Source organism: Mesorhizobium sp. CNPSo 4670 (assembly GCF_057784235.1).
The window spans coordinates 61157-82141 of record NZ_JBWJFQ010000022.1; the positions used below are offsets into that span (position 1 = coordinate 61157).

General features: G+C 63.3%; 14 protein-coding genes. 11 read left to right on the plus strand and 3 right to left on the minus strand.

The features are described 5' to 3' along the window. Positions 1 to 78 precede the first annotated feature (78 nt). Together AC0ZT5_RS28575 and AC0ZT5_RS28580 are read left to right on the plus strand one after the other, a co-directional pair. Positions 79 to 627, plus strand: a complete 549-nt coding sequence (locus AC0ZT5_RS28575; RefSeq protein WP_488499150.1) for a glutathione peroxidase — start codon at positions 79 to 81, stop codon at positions 625 to 627. Between the two features lie 117 nt (positions 628 to 744). Further along, positions 745 to 1545 carry an SDR family oxidoreductase gene (locus tag AC0ZT5_RS28580; RefSeq protein ID WP_488499151.1) on the plus strand — a complete coding sequence of 267 codons (801 nt, stop codon included), beginning with the start codon at positions 745 to 747 and terminating at the stop codon, positions 1543 to 1545. A 41-nt stretch (positions 1546 to 1586) separates the two neighbouring features. Here the strand turns inward: AC0ZT5_RS28580 and AC0ZT5_RS28585 are convergent, their stop codons facing one another. From AC0ZT5_RS28585 to AC0ZT5_RS28595, 3 genes are all read right to left on the minus strand, one after another. Further along, on the minus strand, positions 1587 to 2282 hold the full coding sequence (locus tag AC0ZT5_RS28585) for an SDR family NAD(P)-dependent oxidoreductase (RefSeq protein ID WP_488499152.1): 696 nt from the start codon (positions 2280 to 2282) through the stop codon (positions 1587 to 1589). A 41-nt stretch (positions 2283 to 2323) separates the two neighbouring features. After that, complete coding sequence (locus AC0ZT5_RS28590; protein WP_477288283.1) at positions 2324 to 3046, minus strand: glutathione binding-like protein; 723 nt, start codon at positions 3044 to 3046, stop codon at positions 2324 to 2326. 260 nt (positions 3047 to 3306) lie between these two features. Continuing rightward, positions 3307 to 3747, minus strand: coding sequence for an Lrp/AsnC family transcriptional regulator (locus AC0ZT5_RS28595; RefSeq protein WP_095197976.1), 441 nt, complete (start codon positions 3745 to 3747; stop codon positions 3307 to 3309). Positions 3748 to 3879: 132 nt separating this feature from the next. Here AC0ZT5_RS28595 and rocF point away from each other — a divergent pair, with 132 nt between their 5' ends. From rocF to AC0ZT5_RS28640, 9 genes are all read left to right on the plus strand, one after another. After that, positions 3880 to 4812 (plus strand): arginase, encoded by a 933-nt coding sequence (rocF, locus tag AC0ZT5_RS28600; RefSeq protein WP_457151213.1) that lies wholly within the window; start codon positions 3880 to 3882, stop codon positions 4810 to 4812. A 2-nt stretch (positions 4813 to 4814) separates the two neighbouring features. Further along, a complete protein-coding gene (ocd, locus tag AC0ZT5_RS28605) occupies positions 4815 to 5870 on the plus strand; it encodes an ornithine cyclodeaminase (protein ID WP_488499153.1) in 1056 nt (351 codons plus the stop codon). A 368-nt stretch (positions 5871 to 6238) separates the two neighbouring features. Then, entirely contained in the window at positions 6239 to 7369 is a 1131-nt protein-coding gene (locus AC0ZT5_RS28610; RefSeq protein WP_488499154.1) for a hypothetical protein, read from the plus strand. Then, positions 7366 to 8694 (plus strand): hypothetical protein, encoded by a 1329-nt coding sequence (locus AC0ZT5_RS28615; RefSeq protein WP_488499155.1) that lies wholly within the window; start codon positions 7366 to 7368, stop codon positions 8692 to 8694. Before AC0ZT5_RS28610 ends, AC0ZT5_RS28615 begins: the two co-directional genes overlap by 4 nt. Then, a complete protein-coding gene (locus AC0ZT5_RS28620; RefSeq protein WP_488499156.1) occupies positions 8691 to 12539 on the plus strand; it encodes a coiled-coil domain-containing protein in 3849 nt (1282 codons plus the stop codon). The genes AC0ZT5_RS28615 and AC0ZT5_RS28620 overlap by 4 nt, the downstream gene beginning before the upstream one ends. Next, complete coding sequence (locus AC0ZT5_RS28625; protein ID WP_488499157.1) at positions 12536 to 13876, plus strand: hypothetical protein; 1341 nt, start codon at positions 12536 to 12538, stop codon at positions 13874 to 13876. The genes AC0ZT5_RS28620 and AC0ZT5_RS28625 overlap by 4 nt, the downstream gene beginning before the upstream one ends. Continuing rightward, positions 13873 to 15918, plus strand: coding sequence for a hypothetical protein (locus AC0ZT5_RS28630; RefSeq protein ID WP_488499158.1), 2046 nt, complete (start codon positions 13873 to 13875; stop codon positions 15916 to 15918). Before AC0ZT5_RS28625 ends, AC0ZT5_RS28630 begins: the two co-directional genes overlap by 4 nt. Positions 15919 to 15938: 20 nt before the next feature. Next, positions 15939 to 18059 (plus strand): RICIN domain-containing protein, encoded by a 2121-nt coding sequence (locus AC0ZT5_RS28635; RefSeq protein ID WP_488499159.1) that lies wholly within the window; start codon positions 15939 to 15941, stop codon positions 18057 to 18059. Between the two features lie 64 nt (positions 18060 to 18123). Beyond that, positions 18124 to 20964, plus strand: a complete 2841-nt coding sequence (locus tag AC0ZT5_RS28640) for a leucine-rich repeat domain-containing protein (protein ID WP_488499160.1) — start codon at positions 18124 to 18126, stop codon at positions 20962 to 20964. The last annotated feature ends 21 nt before the right edge of the window (positions 20965 to 20985 follow it).

A 20985-nucleotide genomic window follows, 5' to 3' on the forward strand; every position in this document is an offset into this window, starting at 1 on the left:
TGGAGAACAGCTTTCCTTGACGGGAGCGGCTAAGCCACCAATGTACGGAGGCCCTCTTGTCTGCAGGAACTTTCGCTTATGACAGCCTCGATCTACGATATTCCGTTCAACCGCGCCGACGGCTCAGCCACAAGCCTTCGTGCATATACCGACAGCGTCCTTTTGATCGTCAACGTCGCCTCCAAATGCGGCTACACCAAGCAGTATGATGGGCTGGAGGCGCTCTACGGGTCGTACCGCGAGCGTGGCCTGGTGGTGCTCGGCTTTCCGGCCAATGACTTCGCCGGCCAGGAACCGGGCACCGACGCCGAAATCCAGGAATTCTGCCGGCTGACCTATGGTGTCGAATTCCCTGTGTTCGCCAAGATCGTAGTCAAGGGACCCCAGAAGCATCCGCTCTATAAAGCGTTGATCGAGGCGCTGCCGAAGGCTGTCTTCCAACCGGGTAGCACGCTGGCGGCCCGGATGGCGGGGAAAGGTGCCGCGCCCGAACCCGACGAGGTGAGTTGGAACTTCGAGAAGTTTCTGGTCGACCGCAAAGGGATCGTTGTCGCCCGCTTTGGCTCCGACACCGAGCCGCAGGACGAGGCGATCGTCGGCCCTGTCCGCAAGCTCCTGGCGGTGTGACGTAAGATACAGCCCGTTGGTGCGGCCCTTCCATGGCTGCGTGCTGCAAGGTTCTTGGCACCGCTGCGTAGAAGCTACAGTGGTAAAGCCACCCATCAAACCCGAGGAGAGTAGGCCATGGATCTGCAACTGGACGGAAAACGCGCCCTGGTCACCGGCGGCAGCAGGGGAATTGGTCGTGCCATCGCCCGGCAATTGGCCCTGGAAGGCGTCGATCTCGTTATCGCCGCACGCAACGTTGCCGATGTGGACATTGCCGCGCGCGAACTGGCTGCAGAGACCGGACGCAAGATCGTCGGACTGACCGTCGACACGCAGGACGACAGGTCGGTCAGAGCGCTGGTGGCCGCAACGGTCGCGGCGCTCGGCGGCCTCGACATTCTGGTCAACGCCGCGGCCAAGCCGGGCGGACAGGCACCGCCGCCGAAACTGGCCGAGATCACCGACGACCTGTTCTGGGATGACGTGAACGTCAAAGTGATGGGCTATCTTCGCATGGCGCGCGAGGCTGCTCCTCACATGGCTGCCGCGGGCTGGGGCCGAATTATCAACATAAGCGGCCTCGCGGCGCGCCAGACTGGCTCGATCATCGGCTCGATCCGCAATGTTGCCGTCTCTGCCCTGACCAAGAATCTCGCCGACGAATTGGGCCCGAAGGGGATCAACGTGACGGTGGTCCATCCTGGCCTGACCCGCACCGAAAAGACCGCTCCCCTGGTCGCCGCCCGCGCGGCTTCGGCAGGCGTTTCGCCCGAGGAGATCGAACAGCGTCTTGCCGCCAATGTCACGATCGGTCGCCTCGTCGATATGGCCGAGATCGCCGACGTCGTTGCATTCCTCGCTTCGCCGCGAAGCGTTGCCATCAACGGCGACGCGATCGCCTGCGGCGGCGGGGTCAAGGGGCCGATACACTATTAGCCGGCAACGGCCGGCGGCTGTTGCGGTCGGCTACTTGTGCATCAAAAATTCTCCAGCCAAGGCCGCAATTCGATCTCCCACGTCCAGGCGCTTCGATGCTGCTGATGGATCGCGAGATAGGCTTCGGCGATCGCGTCCGGCGAAAGCCAACGGTCGGGCGGGGTCGAGTCCGGCGACCGCACCGGGTCGCTGGATGCTATGCCGCCATCGATGACGAAATGCGCCACGTGGATGTTCTTTGGCGCAAGCTCGCGCGCCATCGACTGCGCCAGCCCACGCAGGCCAAACTTCGGCATTGCGAAACCGGCGGAATTGGCAAAGCCCTTGACGCTGGCCGTGGCTCCCGTGAACAGGATCGATCCGGCGCCTGCGGCCTGCAACCGACGTGCTGCTTGCTGACCGAACAGAAAGCCGCCATAGGCACCCACGAGCAGCGCTTTTTTCACCTCCTCCGGATCGAGATCGGCAATGCCGCCGCGTACGCGGCCGGCCGCATTGAAGATCGCCAGAGAGAGCGGGCCGATGCCATCCACCGCACGGAACAGGTTTTCCACCGATGCCGGGTCCGACACGTCGGTTGAGATCACGTCGGCGCCGGTCTCGGTGGCAAGCGCGTCGAGCTTCGCAACATTGCGCGCCGCCAACACCAGTTTGAATCCTTGGCCGCTGAAGACCCTCGCCAACGAGGCGCCAAGACCGGATCCCACGCCTGCGATAACGGCAACTTTGCTTGTCATGGTTTTCTCCGACGTTACGCCTTTGTGATGGGGATAAGCCCTCAGTCAGGCAGATGAATAGCTCGCTGGTTGTAAAGGATCTTGCGGATATGGGCCTGTTCCTCCGGCGTAAGCTTGCTCTGGTCGGTTGACAGGTCGGCGCCCACCGCAAGGCCGCGCTGCACGCCCGGGCGCGCGCCGACCTCCTCGAACCAGCGTTTGAAATGCCTGAACTCATTGATGTCCTGGCCCTGTGCCTGCCAGTTGACGGTCCAGGGATAGCTGATGATATCGGCGATGGTGAAGTCTTCACCTGCAAGGTAACGGCGATCGCGAAGTCGCATATTGAGTACGCCGTAGAGCCGGTTTGCTTCGTCGGTGAAGCGGCGCACCGCATAGGACTGGTCGCCTTCCCTGTCGCCCAGCCTGCGGAAATGACCCGCTTCTCCCAGCTTCGGCCCCTGGTTGGCCATCTGCCATATCACCCACTGCGCGACATCGTACTTGGTGCGCAGGTCCTGCGGCCAGAGCTTGCCGGTCTTCTCCGCAAGATAGAACAGGATCGCGCCGGACTCGAACACGCCGACGGGCGCGCCGCCGTCTTTCGGTTCGTTATCGACGATGGCCGGCATGCGGTGGTTGGGATTGAGCTTTAGGTATTCAGGCGTGAACTGGTCGCCATGTGAGATGTCCACGGGCTTCAGTGTGTAAGGCGTGCCTGTCTCCTCCAGGAAGATCGAAATTTTTTTGCCGTTGGGCGTCGGCCAGTAATAGAGATCGATCATGCTGCGTCCTGCCTGCGCTGTTGGGGAAGCGGCATCAGCTTCGCGCCATTCGCTCATAAGCAAGCTAGACGAAATCGAGATCCGGTTCACGAAGCGACGATCTACGGATGCACGATTTTGAGGAAAAATTGTCTGTATGAGGACGGAGGCTGAGCAAGCTCAGGACGCGCTTGACCGTGGCCCGCGAGCAGCTACGCCACCAGCGCCGCCTAAGCCGGAATAAACACCGTCAGCCTGATGCTGGATAATGGACAATTTGCTTACGTTAGTCGTGCTCGCGTCGTGCGTGGCGTGGCCAGGAGCAGGCTCGTTTCGCTGCCCGTTATGCCGGCAATCAATCGGATGCGCCGTAGCACAGCATCGAAATCAGTCAGTGATGCCGTCCCGAGTTCGACCACCAGATCCCACCGGCCATTGGTGGTGTGGATGGTCGAGACTTCCGGGAAGCCGCCCAGCGCCCGGACCACGCGGTCGGCGGCATGGCCCTCAATCTCGATGAGCATGATACCGCGGATGCGCTGATCGACGGCGTCGGCGCGCAGCACCACCGTGTAGCCGATGATGTCGCCGGACCGTTCCAGCCGCTCCATACGCGCCCTGACCGTAGCGCGCGAGACGCCGAGATCGATAGCCAGATCCGATACGCTGCGCCGCGCATCATGCCGCAGCAAGGTCACGAGCCGTTCGTCCAGCGTATCCATCAGCTTACCATTTTGAGCAGTTCTGCTGCCAACACGATAAACAATGCATTTCGAATTGCCAATTCTGCCTGTTCATATCGCCGGCTCGCCATGGTTCTCTCACGGCATTCGAACTTGGCCGTGGGAAAAACAATGCGTTGCAAAATCGTCGGGGCACCGGTGCAGGACGGCGCCGGCAGAATGGGCTGCGAAATGGGGCCGAGTGCGCTCAGGACCGCCGGACTTGTTGAAGTGCTGTCCGGCCTCGGCCACGCTGTCGAGGACATGGGTGCTGTCCAGGCGATGCCGGCGAGACGCATTTCGCATGGCAATCTGGCGCTGAAGGCCTTGCCCGAAATATCGGCGTGGACATCCGCCATTGCCGCGGCCGCCTACGCGGCGAGCGAGGACGCCATGCCGATCTTTCTCGGCGGCGACCATTCGATCTCGGCCGGGACCGTGTCGGGCCTCGCCCGCCGCGCCGCTGAGACCGGGCGGCCGCTGTTCGTGCTGTGGCTCGACGCGCATCCGGACTTCCACACGCTCGACACCACCGCCAGCGGTAATCTGCACGGCGTTCCGCTCGCTTACGCCAGCGGCCAGCCGGGTTTCCACGGCTATTTTCCGGATCTACCGGCAGCGGTCGATCCCAAGCGTATCTGCACGATGGGCCTGCGCAGTGTCGACCCGGCCGAGCGCAGCGCGCTCAACCAGGCGGGCGTGACCGTGCACGACATGCGCGCCATCGACGAGCATGGCATCGCGCCGCTGCTGCGCGCGTTCCTGGCGCGGGTGTCTGATGAAAACGGGCTGCTGCATGTCAGTCTCGACGTTGACTTCCTCGACCCCTCGATCGCGCCCGCAGTCGGCACCACGGTTCCCGGAGGCGCGACGTTCCGTGAGGCGCATCTGGTGATGGAGATGCTGTCAGATAGCGGCCTCGTCTCCAGCCTCGACCTGGTCGAACTGAATCCCTTTCTGGACGAGCGTGGCCGCACCGCAACGCTGATGGTCGACCTGACAGCGAGCTTGATGGGCCGCCGTATCATGGACCGGCCGACCCGCAGCCATTCCGGGAGTTTTTGATCATGACCACGGCAAAGCTGAACATCGTCCCCTTCGTCAGCGTCGACCGCATGATGAAGCTGGTGAATGTCATCGGTGTCGAGCGCTTCCTGACCGAACTCGCTGGCTACATCGAGGAAGACTTCCGTCGCTGGGACCTGTTCGACAAGACGCCGCGCATCGCCTCGCACAGCCATGACGGCGTCATCGAGCTGATGCCGACAAGCGACGGTCGCCTCTATGGCTTCAAATATGTCAACGGCCATCCGAAGAACATGCGCCAGGGCTTGCAGACGGTCACCGCCTTCGGCGTGCTCGCTGATGTCGGTAGCGGCTATCCGATGCTGCTCACCGAGATGACCATCCTGACTGCGCTGCGCACCGCCGCCACGTCCGCTGTCGCGGCCAAGTATCTGGCACCGAGCGGCGCGCGCACGATGGCCATCATCGGCAATGGCGCGCAATCGGAATTCCAGGCGATCGCCTTCAAGGCGCTGACCGGCGTAGATCGGCTGAGGCTGTACGACATCGACCGGTCCGCCTCGCGCAAATGCGCCAAGAACCTGGCTGGCATGGGTTTTGACATCACCATCTGCGAAACCGGGCAGGAAGCGGTCGAAGGTGCCGGGATCATCACGACCGTTACCGCCGACAAGCAGTGCGCCACCATTCTCACCGACAACATGGTCGGCTCCGGCGTCCACATCAACGCTGTCGGCGGCGACTGCCCCGGCAAGACCGAACTGCATAGGGACATCCTGCTGCGCTCCGACATCTTCGTCGAATTCCCGCCCCAGACACGCATCGAGGGCGAGATCCAGCAGCTGGATCCCGACCATCCGGTGACCGAGCTCTGGCAGGTGATTGCCGCCAAGGCGCAAGGCCGCCGAGACGCCAAGCAGATCACCCTGTTCGATTCCGTCGGCTTCGCGATCGAGGATTTTTCCGCGCTGCGCTATGTGCGTGACCAGCTGCAGGCGACTGGCCTCTATGAGGAACTCGACCTGCTCGCTGATCCGGACGAACCGCGAGATCTGTTCGGCATGCTGCAAAGAGCGGCCATGCAGCCGGCAGCATAACGAGGTTCGCCCCGAGAACAGCAGGTCCCTGCCTTGCCAGCCGAGCCAGATTTCCTTTTACGTTTGAACAGAAGTTTAGACGTTCAGGAAACTGGATCGAAGGTGCGAAAGACAATTCTTTACGATCCGTTAACCGCGTCGATACTTTGGCACAAATTTCCGTTACGGAAGCCAAAAACCAGGTGCATTGGTCGCCAATCCGTTTTAGTTTACATTCTATAAATGCGTTATTCGGCGAAGTTGACTTTGAGTTAGCCACGCTTTTTGTGGTGGGTCCTCGCTGTAACGATTCAATACAAAATTGATCTTGCAAAGATATTGCCTGTAAAGAGCGATGAGGCTGCCCCTTCGGCGGCCGGGGGGCTTTCGTGCATTTTCTTTTGCTCGTCTTGCTGAAGAGACCCGTCTTCAATCCAGCGATCATCTTGGCAGCGCTTCTTGTCTACGGCGAAGGAATTAACCTTGCCGCAGCTCAGCAAATCTGCGGCCAGGCGCTGTCACAGTGCGACCTGCAGACCGACTCCGCATGCCTCGAGCGCACCTATGCGTGCGGTGAATATGATACCGTTATCCAGTCGCTCTTCGTCGAGCGGTTCGAACCGACGCCCGACCAGAAATACTTCGTCGGCGCATCGTTCTATGGCCGCCACATTCGCGAACGCGCTGCCGGCGTGCAGTGCGAGATGGTGAAGTTCGCGCGCGAATACCTGACCGACTACCTGTCCGGCGTCGAGGCCGAGTTCACCACCAGCGGCTCGTTCGGCACGATGCGACAGATGGATCAAATCTATCATGCCGCGCAGATGCTGACCGACCTTGGCGACATCACCGGCTGCCCGGAATCGGCGCTGACACGCGCCACCGTCGAAGACATCGCCCGTAGCGAGGCCGTACGCTATGCACGCTCGGTGTTCCTGCAGCCGCCGCCGGAAGCTCGTTCGTCGTTCGAAACGCTGCAATTGGCGCTGAGAAGCTTCGTCAGTCGGGCGTCCGATCTCGAAACGGGGATCGCACTGCGCCGCGTCGAGATCAAGTCGGCCGAAACGCACCTGAAGGCGATCCGCGTCATTTTCGCTGATATCTTCGGACCGGTGACCGGGGCGGGCGCGACGCTGGTCGCCAACACCTCGATCCTCGACGGCTTGGCCGCGAAGACGACGCAGATGCTGCGCTCGGTCGAAGTCTCGGAGGGAGAATTCAAGCAGGCGCTCGGCAACGTCACGCCGGAGCAATACGCCAATCTCAATCGCAACACGGTCGCCAGCGCGGAGGATTTTCTCAAGGTCTCCGCCTTCCACATCAACATGATCGGAGTGTTGTTGCCGACCGATCCGGCAAAGCCCTTCTGGCGGCTGGACGCCGAGGTCCACGCCGACAACGCTGCCCAAGGCGCATTCAACGATCTCGCAAAAATAAAGGCGGACTGGAAGGCGCACGGCGCGGCGACCGGCATCTGCGCCCAGGCGGGCGCTGCTGACAGGGTGTGGTACTGCCGATGACAAAGCTCCGAGCCATCGCGTTGTCCCTGATCGTCAGTTGCGTCCTGGCCGACGCGGCCAGCGCCGGATCGATCCTGGAGCGCGCCTACACATCGGAGAAACTCGACGGTTTCTGGAACGCGACGCTCTCCAACGCGACGCCCGAGACGAGCCGGTTCAGCCTGCTCGCGCCCGGTCCCGCCGCCGTCGAACCGAGCCACGAGGCGACGCAGCCCGATTTCGGCCTGCCCTTCACCGGCGAGGTGGTCGGCGAGGCGTCAGGGGCCTCTGGCGGCAGCCGCAGCGTCGGCTTTCCGATCATCCCGCTTTCGGCCGATGACGCCTCTGTGCTGATGCGAAGGCTCGCTTGGTCAGAGATCTACCTCAGCCGCTACCGCTTCTTCGCCCCGATCTCGACCGACAGTGCCGATGAGCTCGCCGCGCTCGTCGGCCGACAATACGCCGCCGCCGTCGAAGCCTATCTGATTACCGGGCGGCTTTACTTCTCCGGGGCCGACCTGCCGGAGAAATGCCGGCACCTGACGCGGATGAACGAGATCAATGCCGGGCCTTTGTCGGGCGCCAGCCTGGATGCGCTGCCCGCGGCATGGCGTCCGCTGTTCCCGATCGTCGAGGCAGTGCGTGCTCGGCTCGGCTCGGACGCGCTGGCGAAACTGGTCTGTTCGGTCAAGCCGGTACGCGGGCGCGCCGAAACGACCGGCCTGATCGAGACGCGGGTGCGCGCGCAAATCGTCAAGGCGGTCAGGACGAAGGTCGACGACACGCTCAACCTGATGAACGCCGCTTCGACCGAATACCAGTCACTGGTCAACGAGATGGACGTGTCGATCAAGTCGGCCGAGGTGATGGAGCTGGAGCGTGTGCTCGGCAACGCGCAGGCCAACATGGTCCTCGTCAAGGAGGATCAGCTGAAAGCAGCCGAGACGATCGCCACGCTGCAGGCCGTCGACCTCTCCAGCCTCAACCAGCCGGAATCGCTGAAGGAGTTCGAAGACGGCAAGGCAAGGATGACGCAGATCGTCGGGCAGATTGAAGGCGTCATGACGGCTCTGTCCGGCCTCGCGCATGTCGTCGACGATCCGGCGATCACCGCCGAGCTTTCTTCCTGCGCAGGACTGGCCGGAGCGTATTCGAGGCTCGACCTCACGCTCGACACCGGCGCGCTGACCGCGACGATCAACGGCCCTTACGAGGACTGCATCAACCATGCCCGGGCGGTGGTCGGGCGTTTCCAGAATCCATCGCTTTCCAAGGCGCAGATGGCCGAACTTGCCCGGCACGTTCGCCAGATTTCCGAGGTCTTTCTGTCGACGGGGCAGCCATGAGACGGTTCTTCCTGCTTTGCGGATTGGTCGTCAGCATCGTTTTCGGCGCTGCGGGAATGGCGCGCGGGCAGGACTGCATGGCGCTCGACGTCGACGCGGCGGCCGGCCATGCCGGCCAGCTGACGACGCTGCTCAAGATCGCCAATTTCCGCGCCGACGTGAAATACATGGGCGAGGTCGCCACCGAACTCGAACAGTTCCTGACGACTTGCGGCGACGAGGCGACCGGACGGCTGGCGATCGTGTGCGATTTCGACTGCCACCTGCAACTAGGACGCTATCGCCTGTTCCTCGCCGCCGACATGCCCTTCCTGTCGTCGGCGAGCGGCGTCAGCCGCAACGACACGCCCGTCTCGCCGCAAGCGGCGCAGGAATTCGGCCGGCAAGGCATCGAGATCGTCGACCGAGGCCTTCGCATTCTCGCCCGACAACAAGGCGGTGACCAAGGCACCGCGGCGGGCGCAGATGCGAGTTACCGCACCTTCGTGCGGCAGCTGACGGCGCTGTCCTCGTTGAAGATCCAGCTGCTGATGAACACCGGGGACGTCTGGTACCAGACCGTCTCGGAGGCACGCGTCAAGGCGCTCGACTTCCTGGTCAACGATACGCTGGGCGCCGTCGGAGGCGCTGGCCTCGACAGCCAACCCAACCTCTCCAAGGCCTACACCAATTACGAGGCCGCGATGTGGGTGCTGGTCGAGACGCAGATGGATATTCCGGGCGAGTCCACCTACGACGACCTGCGCGCCGACCTGCTGCTGCAGCAGAGCGACCTCGATGCGCGCATGGACAGCGTGCGCAAGGGCTTCCTGTTCCTCAACATCGACCCGATGCAGTTCACGACGATCCCGTTCGAGGAACTGCAGCAGGCGTTGACCGAGAGCGAGCAGCGGTTGACCGAGGTCGAGCGCAATGTCGAGGCGCTGGTCGAGCGGTGGTACGCCAACAAGGAAGGCGAAGCGACGCGCGCGCTCGACGAGGAGCGGACGATCCGCAGCCAGGAAGTCAACCTGATCGCCCACAAGATCGGCAAGCTGGAGCACGAAGCGCAGACCTTCGCCACCACCGTCCAGCAAGAGATCAACGCGGTCGACGCCGAGAAGGACACATTCGGCTATCGCCAGCAGATCAGGTCGCTGGAGATCGAGCTCGGCACCAAGATCGCCGAGTTCGAGAACCAGCGCCGTCAGATCAACGACAGGCAGGAACTCGACCTCATCGTCCTCTCCAAGGAGGCCGAAGTCGAGCGCCGCAACGAACTGCGCTGGCTGCTGAACTGGGAAATGACGCAGATGAACCTCGATCTGCAGATTTCCTCGCTCGAGAGCCAGATCACCGAATATGCCCGCCAGACCGAGCGCAACGCCAACCAGCTCGAACAGGCGGTTCGCCAGCGGCAGATCCTTCAAACGCAGATCACCAACAACCAGAGTGCGATTGCCCGCGCCAACGACGCAATCACCGAACTGCAACTGCGCCAGACCGACCTCTATAAGCGCCGCCGGGCCGTCGACCGCGAGCAGCTTTGCGGCATCGAGAATCAGCTCGCCCTGATCGGAGATGCGGCCGACCATCCGTTCACGCCGCTGCTCGCGGGCGAACAGTTATGCCAGACCGTGACGCCTGCTTTCACGCGCAACCAATACGTTGCCCAGATGTGCGGGCCGGACGGTCAGTCGGGCCTCAGGGCCCAGCTCTTGAACTCGCAGACACAAGCTAAAGCGTTCCTGATGAAGTGCGTCATCGGCAGCGCCGACTTCGCCGATGTCGAGCCGCTGATCGCCGACCAGCAGATGATCACATCGAACATTTCGCTGCCGCAGGAACTTGCGAACGTCGATTGCGGTTCTTTTTCCCAGACGGAAACGGACTTCGCCAAGAAACTCTACGAAGCCGAGCGGGACCTCTATGCGAAGAGGAAGGCGGACCTTGAGGAAGCGCGCGACGAGGTCGACGGCCAGTTGTCGGAAGTGATCGCCTGGTTCGTCGCGTTCAACGGCACGACGCAGGCCGCGCAGATCATCCTGACGTCGGTGCATGCCGCCTACTCGGCCGCCGCGGCGGTCCCCGAAATCATCGTCTGCGCCTGCGGCTTGGCCAGCGGCGCCGGTACGAAGACCGACGTTTCGAAACCGGTCAGGGCGGCCTTGGAAGCGGCCCAATCGATCCTGTCGACGATCATCTCCACCGGCCAGATCACTCAGGCGAACATCAACGAAATCAATAGCATGAAACAGCGCCTCACGCAGTTGCGCCAGGCGATCGGGCAACTCGACCTCGACAAGGCGCTCAAGGCCCGGGCGCTGATCGACACGCACTTCCAACTCGCCGGCCGGCTGGCGCAAGGGGCCGAGGAGATCAAGGAACTGACGCTGCAGGGCTCGATGGCGGCGGTTGACTGCCAGAGCCAGGATCTCAGCATCGACGAGCAAGTGGCACGGCTCAAGTCCGACCATGAACGCATACTCGCCGGGCTCGATCTTCAGGCGCGCGAGAACGACATGCTGAGTTTCCAGATCACCGACCAGCAGCGCACGATCGACCGGCTGACCAACGAGATCGCGATCCTCAATCTCGAACTCGACAAGCTGTCCCTGTCGGAAGCCCAGCTCAACCAGGACAATGCACGTGTCGCCGAACTGGTCGCGGCAACCAACGGCCGCATCGACCGCGTCCGCGCCGCGCAGACGACAGTGACAGGCCTCGCCGAGGAATCAAATGCCTCGACCAACCTGATCAACGAACTGCGCGACCGGCAGAAGGACAAGATGCTGGCACTGAACGATGCCGAACTCGCCTTCGTCGAGCAGCGCATCACGCAGTCGCGCGGCAACACCGAGGAACTCGTCGCGGGTCTGAACCAGGCCAAGGATCTTGGGCTGAAGAGCCGCGCGCTGCAGGACAGCATCCTGAAGTTCCAGAGCAACGTTCAGGCCGAGGTGACAAAGCAGCAGGAGGACATGACCAAGCTCGTCACCCAGATCGACGATCCGGCGACGCGCAAGAATCTGTTCATCGCGACCCAGGACACCATCGCCGACCTGATGAAGGGCATTCCCGAATATCTGGTGACCAAGCGGCGCGTGCTCGAGACCGCCAACCGGCTGATGCACCTGATGCGCCGCCGCTTTGAAGTGGTGCAGGCCTTCACCGGCGACGCGGCGACAGTGCCCGCGGTCTATGTGCGCAACGCAACCCAGCTCCAGGCGATGATCGACGACATCGTCGCCAAGCGCTTCTTCGACGAGCGCCAGATCAACATCGATGTCGCCCAGATCGTCGTGCCCGCCAATTCAGGTTTCGCCCGCAAGCTGGCGCTCGACGAGAATGTCGAGTTCGAGGTTTCCCCTTTCGCGTCGACTGACGCGCTGATGAAGGCAAACGGCTATTTCGCGCTGTGGGCGCCCAACAAATTTCGCGAGCGCAAGAACCTGACCCTGATCGATGTCTTCGCCGGCACCGACTACCAGTGCACGGGGGCGCAGTGGAACCGCTTCGCCCTGCAACACCGCGGCAGCGGCTTCATCTTCAAGCCGCTGACCAAGGGGTCGAGCGAGGTCCGCGCAGACATTTCGGTCGGGCCGGAGCGCGTCGCGTTGCAGACCTTCTTCAACCAGGCCGACAGTGGCGACGAGATCAGCCGGATCATCCGCTACTGGGTGCAGGATCGCTACCAGGCGCGCAAATTCCCGCGCGCGCCCGGACCGTCGAACGACACCAGCCTGATCCTGCCTTATCTCGGCGCGCCGCTGATCGGCTCGTACCGGCTGTCGCTGCAGCCGAGCGACTGCCCGTTCGACGGCGCCGTGTTCACCCTCTATTTCATCTTCGCGAGCGCGCCATGAGAGCCGTCGTCGCCACAGCAGCGCTCGGTCTGGCGCTCAGCGCGACGGGAGCAGCCGCGCGCGACCTCTTCATCGACAATCTCGCCGGCTATACGATCGAATCGCGCGTTCTCGACGCTCCCAACTGCGAGGGGCCGGCCATTCCGGACGGCACGCTGAAGACCTTCGAGCAAGGCCTCTGCGTCTTCCACCGCCCGGCCCGCAGTCCGAGCGACAGCGAACGTGCGGCCAACCTGATGCGGGAGGCGCAGACACGCGGACTGCCGCCCGTCCACCAGCAACTCGCCGGGCTGATTTCAGGCTTGGCGACCTGCGCCGAGGCGACACGTCACCTCGACGCCTACCGCGCTTCCGGCAACCAGAACCGGATGGAGCAGACGCTCTTCTGCCGCGACCGGCGGCACAGCCAGGCTGACCTGAACGCGATCGAATGGAACCATGCGCTGTTCGAATATGCCGACGGGCTCGCTTCGAACCGAACGCTCGACCAGAGGCTGGCCGAGATGAGCGCCTGCCAGGCCGGGCCCTTGAGCGCCGATTTCGACGCCCAGTGCGGCCTGATCTCCAATCTGTCCGACACCGAGATCGATGCCTTCGCCGACGGGGCTGCCGGCAAAGTGATCGAGAGCTACTTCGCCAGCGTCGAGAGCCCGATCACGGCGATGTTTTCCCGCAAGCTGAAACGAGCCGAGGGCCTGGTGCAGAGTTCGCGCGCCGGCATCGATGACATCAAGGCGGGCGCCGACACAGTGAACAAGGAATACGCCGCATTGAACCAGGTCTACGAGGCGGCGCGCGACACCAAGATGGGGCCGATCTACAACGCCTACCGCGAGGCGATCCTGAGGGCGACCTCGATCCTCGACGAGTTCGACCGGTGGAAGGGCGGGCTGTTCATAACCTCGGAAAACATCAACCTGATGCCGAAGATCACCGAACGATCGGGTGAGATAGCGGGCGAGAAGACGCGCGTCGACGGCCTCGCCTTCGAGGCCAAGGCGAGCGCGCTGGTCGGCGACATCAAGCGCATCATCAATGCCGACGCCGAGAACCGCGCCGCGGTCGCCGCCTTCTGCCGCATCTATTTCTGCGAACTGACCAACCGCCGGGCGATGGCCGACGTCATCCGGACCTGCCGTCGGCCGGCGCTTGCCAACAACCCGCTGTGCGTCGGCCAGAACGGGCAGATCACCAATGGAACTCTTACGGTCGACTTCCAAGGGCCGCATTCGATCACGGTCAAGGCGCTGTGCCAGTCAGCCGGCCTCGATCCGTTGATGACCGAGGTCAATATGGACCCCGCCCGCGCCGCAAGCTGCTTGAGCGAATTGAGATGAGACAGGCGGTCGTATTGCTCACCCTGATCCTCGCGGGCGCGTCGGTGGCCCGCGCCGAGCCGCAGCTTGCCGCTTTCGTCACCGACCAGAACAACGACGTCTATGTCGCGCTTTTCGACGGCAAGGCGGTGGAACTCACCGGCTGCTCCAGCGCGGGCCAGGCGAAAAGGTTGCTGCACCTGCCTGACACCGCGCTTGTCTCGGAGGCGACGCTCGCCAAGCTTCAAACTGAAAACAGTTTTGGGACGCAGCCGCGGCTGCCATGCCCCGGGACGGCATTCAATATCGACTGGCCGGCGACGACCGCTATCTGGGCCGATGTCGAGGCATCCGGCAACTACTATCTCCCCTCCCCCTCGGGCACCGGCTATTTCGCCGTGCCCACCGCCTGCGCCGAGGTCAAGGCGGCACTTGCCATCCGCGAGCGGCTGCAACTGCCGGGGGTACTCCAGGGTTTTGCCGCACCGCCCGATGTCGGGACACCATTCGTACTCGATTGCGGGCGCGGCGATCTCGGCGGTCCATCGGACATAGCGGCGGCGAGCGTGGCCCGCTGGAGCCTGCACCGGTTCGAAACCTTCCTCAGCGCCGAAAGCATCGGCGACACGGTCTATGTCGTGCGTTACACGCCGCCGGGCGAAGGCGCTCGGCCCTCCTACCTGCCGATTGCGCGCCTCGACGGCAAGGCGACGCGCGACATCATCGCCGATGCGGCCGCGGCCGAAGCTGCGGAGACGAAGCTGCGGGCGTTCTTCGGCATCGACGAGGCCGAGGCGGTAACCTTGCTCGGCGCCGACGCGGTAGCGGCGCTTCGTTCGGCGCCCTTCGTCGACCTGTGTCTGTCGAACTGCGATGGCTATCAGCGCGAGCACGCGGCCTTTGCGCAGCCTGGCATCGACCTCGGCCTGTCGCCGCTGTCCGCTGGCCTGTCCATCACCTCGCTCGACCCCCTCGGCAACGCGCGGCTGGACTGGACCTTCGCGGAAAGCCGGACACTGTCCTTCACCGGTTGCCCACTTCTAACATCGGCGCTCGGCCTCTCCGCCCCCGGCATTGGCGACTGGATGGGCGAGACGGATCGCGCGCTTACCGCCGCTCCGCCGCCGGGTACCAGCTTCGACTGTCGGGGATCGGCCAGCGATACGTGCGTTCGCCGCGTCAATGATGGCGGTACGCTGACGCTGGCGCAATTCTCCTCCGAGGGCGATTGCGCCGGGCGGGCGAATCTCAGGCTCGAACTGCCCGCATCGGTCAAGACGCCACAGACGCTGATCCTGAAGGGACTGCCGTTCAAGACCGTGCATATGGCGCCGGCCCCCGGCGTCGCCCGCACGCGGCTCGTCGGCACCGCCAACCGGGTGCCGGCCGGCACGTCGTCATGCATCCTGTCCGCGACCGGGGTCATCATCGTCGCGGACGGGTTGCCTCGGCTCGAACTCGAGCGGATCGACCTGGCGCGGGCGGCCGATCAAACGACCGACGAGGTTGTCGCCGTGATCGCGCAAAACGGCGCGGTCGCGCTCGACGATGTGACCATCGGCACCGTGGCGGATGGACTGTCGCCGATGGCGCGCGGCGCGTCGCTGTGCCTGGCCGACCTTTATGCGCGCGGGCTCAGGGTCGAAGCGGACATGCTGGCGATCCAGGGCGTTCGGGCACGGCTGCTGATCTCTGCCCAAGCGCCGGTCCGCTCAACCCTTGTGCGCGCGCGTTTCGGCGCGGTGCTCACCTCCGACAGCCTCATGCGGATGGACTTCACCGACATCGCCGCAGCCAATCCGCTGGTGCTGCGCGGGGCGGTCGTGGCAGGCCGCTCGGACGGGCTCGCGCCGACGGCAGCAGGCCTTGCGGTCGGCTCCGCCATCCAGCTCGAGCGCGGTTCGTCGGCGAATTTCACCACCTCGACGGTGTCCGGCTTCCGCTGCGCGGTCAGTTTCGCCGACAGCGCCTCCAGCGTCAGTTTCCTGCTGCCGGGCAACGACATCGCACACGACAACACCAGCCGGGCCTGTGGGCCGGGCCGCTTCAGCCTCGTCGAATAAAGCGGAAGGAGGATTGGCAGATGAACCGTGTCGCCCGATTGCTGCTCCACCTGCTGGCGCTGCTCGCGGTGATCCAAGCCGGCCCGGCCCGCGCCGAGGAACCGAAGGTCGTCCTGCTGGAAGACCCGACGCTGAACGCCACCCGCTTGCACTATCCCCTGCTCATCTCCGAAGGCCGCGGCTACCGCATCCGCTGCAACGACCAGGCAGACGAGGAAGCGGTGATCCGCGGACTGGGCTTTGCCACCGTCCCCTCGCAAGTGCTGACAGTCGTCGACAACGCAGTCATCGCGGCCGACCCAGCCGCCAATCCGCTGTTGTGTCCATCGGGCGAGAACTACCCGATCAAGGTCTTTGCGCACGATGGCGGCAGCGGCATCGTCTACTATCTGCAGTTCCCGACCGATTTCGGTTCGCCATCCCTTTCCGACCAACTCTACATTCCCGGCTGCGGGCCTTTGGTCGAGGGACTGAAGCTCGACCTCAATCAGGCGATCGACGCCGACCCGACCCCATTTTTCGCCGGAAAGGTCCATACCATCGCATGCGTTGCGGGGCCGCCGGTTGTCGGAAGGACGACGACCTTCGCCAGTTGGTGCATCAAGGATGACCTTGATCCGGCCCAGCAGACGACGGTCGAGGAACTGCTCGACCTGACACCCGGCGGCGCCGCGGCCCTTGGCAATCCGGTGGCGTGTGCAAGCGCACAGGATTTTCTCGCGTCGAGCACGACGCTCGACCTGGCCGGGCGACGGCTGACAAATCTCGAGCCGCTGGCGACACTTACCCATCTGACGAGCCTGACCTTGTCCGGCAATGAAATTGCCGACATGCGCGACCTGGAAAAGCTGACCAAGCTTACGTTCCTCGATCTGTCGCGCAATCGGATCAGCAACATCAGCGTGACGGCGGTGATGAAGGATCTGGCCGAGGCCGACCTCAGCTCAAACCAGATCGCCGATCTACGGCCGCTCGCCTCGGCACGGGCGCTGACCCGGCTGGTTTTGGCCAGCAACAAGATCGTCGACGTGTCGCCACTACGGTTTCTGCAAGAGCTCACCGCGCTTGACCTGTCGAAGAACCGGATCACGGACGCGCGTCCCTTGATGAGCCTGACCAAACTCGCCGCTCCGAACCTGCGCGCAAACCGCCTGGCCACGGCGCAATCCGTCAGCGCCATCCTGCCATTCAATCCGTCGCTGGACGGCAATCCGGTCTGCATCAGTCGACCCGAGCAATCGACCGTGGCCTCCGGCAAGATTTTTGAAGCCTGCATCACGGCAGTGAAGGAGGCCGACGTGGTGCTGGCAAACATGCAGACCGGCAAGTGCCTGGCTGTGGCCGAGGGGCGCCTCGACAACAACGCCCCGGCCGTCCAGTTCAATTGCGACGGCGACCAGTGGCGTCGCTGGAAACTGGTCGAGACGGATGATGGTTTTCAGCTGCAGAACGTACGGACCGGAAAATGCCTGACGATTGCCGGCGGGGTCAGCACCGATAACAACGTCCCTGCCCTCCAATTCGACTGCGACCGGGACGCATCGCGACATTGGAAGCTGACCGCGACCGGCGACGGCTTCCAGGCTGAAAATGTGCAGACGGGGAAATGCCTGACCATTGCCGGCGGGGAGAGCACCGACGACGACGTCCCTGCCCTCCAGTTCAACTGCGACCGCCATCCGTCGCGATTCTGGAGCATCCGGGCGGCTGACCCCGAGGTCATGCTGGTGAACCGGCAAACCGAAAGGTGCCTGTCGGTCGCGGAAGGACGAACCGACAACAACGCGCCGACGGTGCAATTCGACTGCAACGGCAGTCAATGGCAGCGCTGGAGGCTGGTTGAGACAGGCGACGGATTCCAAGTGGCGAACGTCCAGACGGGCAAGTGCCTGACCATTGCCGGCGGGATCAGCACCGAAAACAACATCCCGGCCCTGCAGTTCAACTGTGACAGCGACCCTTCGCGCCGCTGGAACCTCGTCGAGACGCGCGACGGCGTTCAGGCGGAAAACGTCCAGACGGGCAAGTGCCTGACCATTGCCGGCGGAGTTAGCAACTTGAACAACATCCCGGCCCTTCAGTTCACCTGCGACCGCGATCCGTCAGGCTACTGGACCATCAAGGCGGCGGACGAGAGGTAGTGCTGCCAGTCGCCCGGGCTGATTGAGCCGCATCGATCAGCCTGAGCTCGAAAGGAGAGATCCGATGAACCGCATCGCCCAATTGCTCCTTGTTGTGGTCATGCTCGTGGCCGCCGGCACCGGCCCGGCCCGCGCGGACGAGCCGAAGGTTGTGCTGTTCGAGGATCCGGGGCTGGAGGCTAACCGGCTGCATTATCCGCTGCTTATCTCGGACGGGCGCGGCTACCGCATCCGCTGCAAGGATCAGGCGGACGAGGAAGCGGTGATCCGCGGACTTGGGTTCGCCACGGTTCCTTCGGAGGTACTGACCGCCGTCGACAGCGCGATCGTCGCCGCGGATCCCGCCGCCAATCCACTGCTGTGCCCGTCGGGCGACACATATCCGATCAAGGTTTTCGCGCATGATGGTGGCAGCGGCCTCGTCTACTACCTGCAATTCCCCTCCGACTTCGGCGCAACGACTTTTTCCGACCGGCTCTACATTCCGAGCTGCGCGCCCCTGGTCACCGAGCTGAAGCTCAATCTCGACCAGGCTCTGAACGCCGACCCAACGCCGTTCTTCGCCGGCAAGATCCACACCATCACGTGCCTCTCCGGCGCGCCGCTGGTCGACAAGCCGACGACCTTCGCAAAGTGGTGCGTCAAGGGCGACCGCACGCCGGCTGAAACCGCGACCGTGATGGCGGTGCTCGATTCAACGCCCGGCGGGGTCTCAGCGCTCGGCGACCCTGCCGCCTGCGCCGCGGCACAGGCCTTTCTGGAATCGATCACAACGCTGAACCTGAACGGCAAGGGCGTGCAGTCGATCGAGCCGATTGCCGTGCTGAAGAACCTCACGAGCCTGTCGATCGCCGACAATTCGATCGCCGACCTCGGGCCGCTGACCAAGCTCAAGACGCTGACCTTCCTCGACATTTCCGGCAATCACGTCGGCAACATCAACGCGCTGGCGCCGCTCATCGCGCTGACGCGGGCCGACGTCTCCGACAACGACATCATCGACATCCGCGCCCTGTCGGCGCTGGCGCTGCTCACCAACCTTACGCTCGACAACAACAAGATCACCAGCCTTGAGCCGCTGCAATTCCTGCAGGCGCTCTCGACACTGTCCATCGCCAACAATGGACTGACAGGCGACATGCTCGATCCGCTCAGCGCCCTCGGCGGCCTGACCAGCCTCAACCTCGCCAACAACAAGATCGAGACCTTCGCCAATCTCGGCAGCTTCCCCTCGACGCTGGCCATCAACCTCAGCGGCAATCCAATCGTCTCGGACGGCGGGCAGAGCTTCGTTGACCTGTGCGTGCTGCATCGCGACGCGCCGACCCCGCTTGGGCAGACCATCCGCGCCATGGTCGAATTGGAGGGCGGCGGCACGTGCGCCGCGGTCGGCAACAACTTGCTGGCGACCACGGCGCTCGACCTTTCGTCGAAGATCGTCAGCGACCTGCGTCCGCTCGCGACCTTGCCGCAACTCACCTCGCTCAACCTGTCGAGCAATGCCATCACCGACGTCGCGCCGCTTGCCGGCCTGACCAACCTCGGCATACTCAACCTGTCAAAGAATTCGATCGTCAATGTCAGGCCGCTGGCAGCGCTCTCGGGCCTGATCAATCTCGATCTTTCCGACAATCCCGTGCAGGCGACCGACTTCCTGTCGGCATGCCTGATGCGGAACCAGACCGACTTCCTGACGCCCGCGCAAGCGGCGGAAGTGAACGCACTGCTGTCGATCTCGGGTAAGGCTGTCTGCGGCAAAGCCTACGACGATCTCAGGTCACGCCAGTTCGCCGACGCGAAGAACCGCGGGTTGACCAGCGTCTCGCTCTTCCCAGTGATGGGCAATCTCACCTCCATCGACCTGTCCGACAACCAGTTGTCCGACGTCTCGGCGCTGTCGGCGGTACCGGGGCTGACGAAGCTTTGGATCCGCAACAACCAGATCCCCTCGATCCAGGGCGTCCTGCAACTGCGCCGCCTCGAACAACTGAGCATCGACGGCAATCCCGTGTCGAACCTGATCGGCATCGGGATGCTCAACAAGCTGACCAAACTCTATTTCTCGAACACACACGTGCAATCCGTGACGCCGTTGGCCGACCTGCCGCTGCTCGACGACGCCGGTATGCGCAACCTGCCGCTGCAATACGCCAGCTTCGCTGAATACTGCATCGTCTACCGGTTCGATTCGATCGCGCTCGGCGACGCGCGAGGCTTCATGGCGGCACTCGACAGCCGCATGCAGGCCGATCACGTCGATAGCGCCGACTGCAGCGCTGCGCAGAGCTGGGCGCAGTCACTGACCAGCCTCACGCTGAACAAGAAGTCGATCATCGCCGTCAACCCCGTGGTCCATTTTCGGGCGCTGGGAGAACTTAACCTGTTCGACAATGTGATCACCGACGCGTCCCCGATCGCATCGCTGACGGGGCTCCAGAAACTGAACCTCGCCACCAACCGGCTGTCGGCGATCCCGCGCTTCAGCTCGAGCGGGCTCAAATACATCTATCTGAACGACAACCAGATCACCGATGTCGGCAATCTGTCGAATATGCCGGCATTGTCGAATGTCGATCTGCGCAACAATCGGGTCTTCAATGCGCTGCCGCTTGGCTCGCTTCCGGCGCTGTCGATCGTCGATCTGCGAGGCAACCGGATCGAGAACTTCGTTCACGTTCATCCGGTGATCGGAAAGTCCTATCTCGGCAACAATCCGATCTGCTCGTTCCCGCAGCCGCTCACCCCGCAAGTCGCCGAAGCCTGCAAGCGCGAGCCGTCGCGCATCCTGGACGTCAATATTCACGTGTTCGATGAGATTGCCGTCCAGCCTTTGGTCGTCTGTCCGCATCCCAACTGCCTGCAGCTCCAGCCCCACGTCATCGTAGGCCCGCTCATTCACCAGTAATGCCTGCACCCGGAGGTAGTC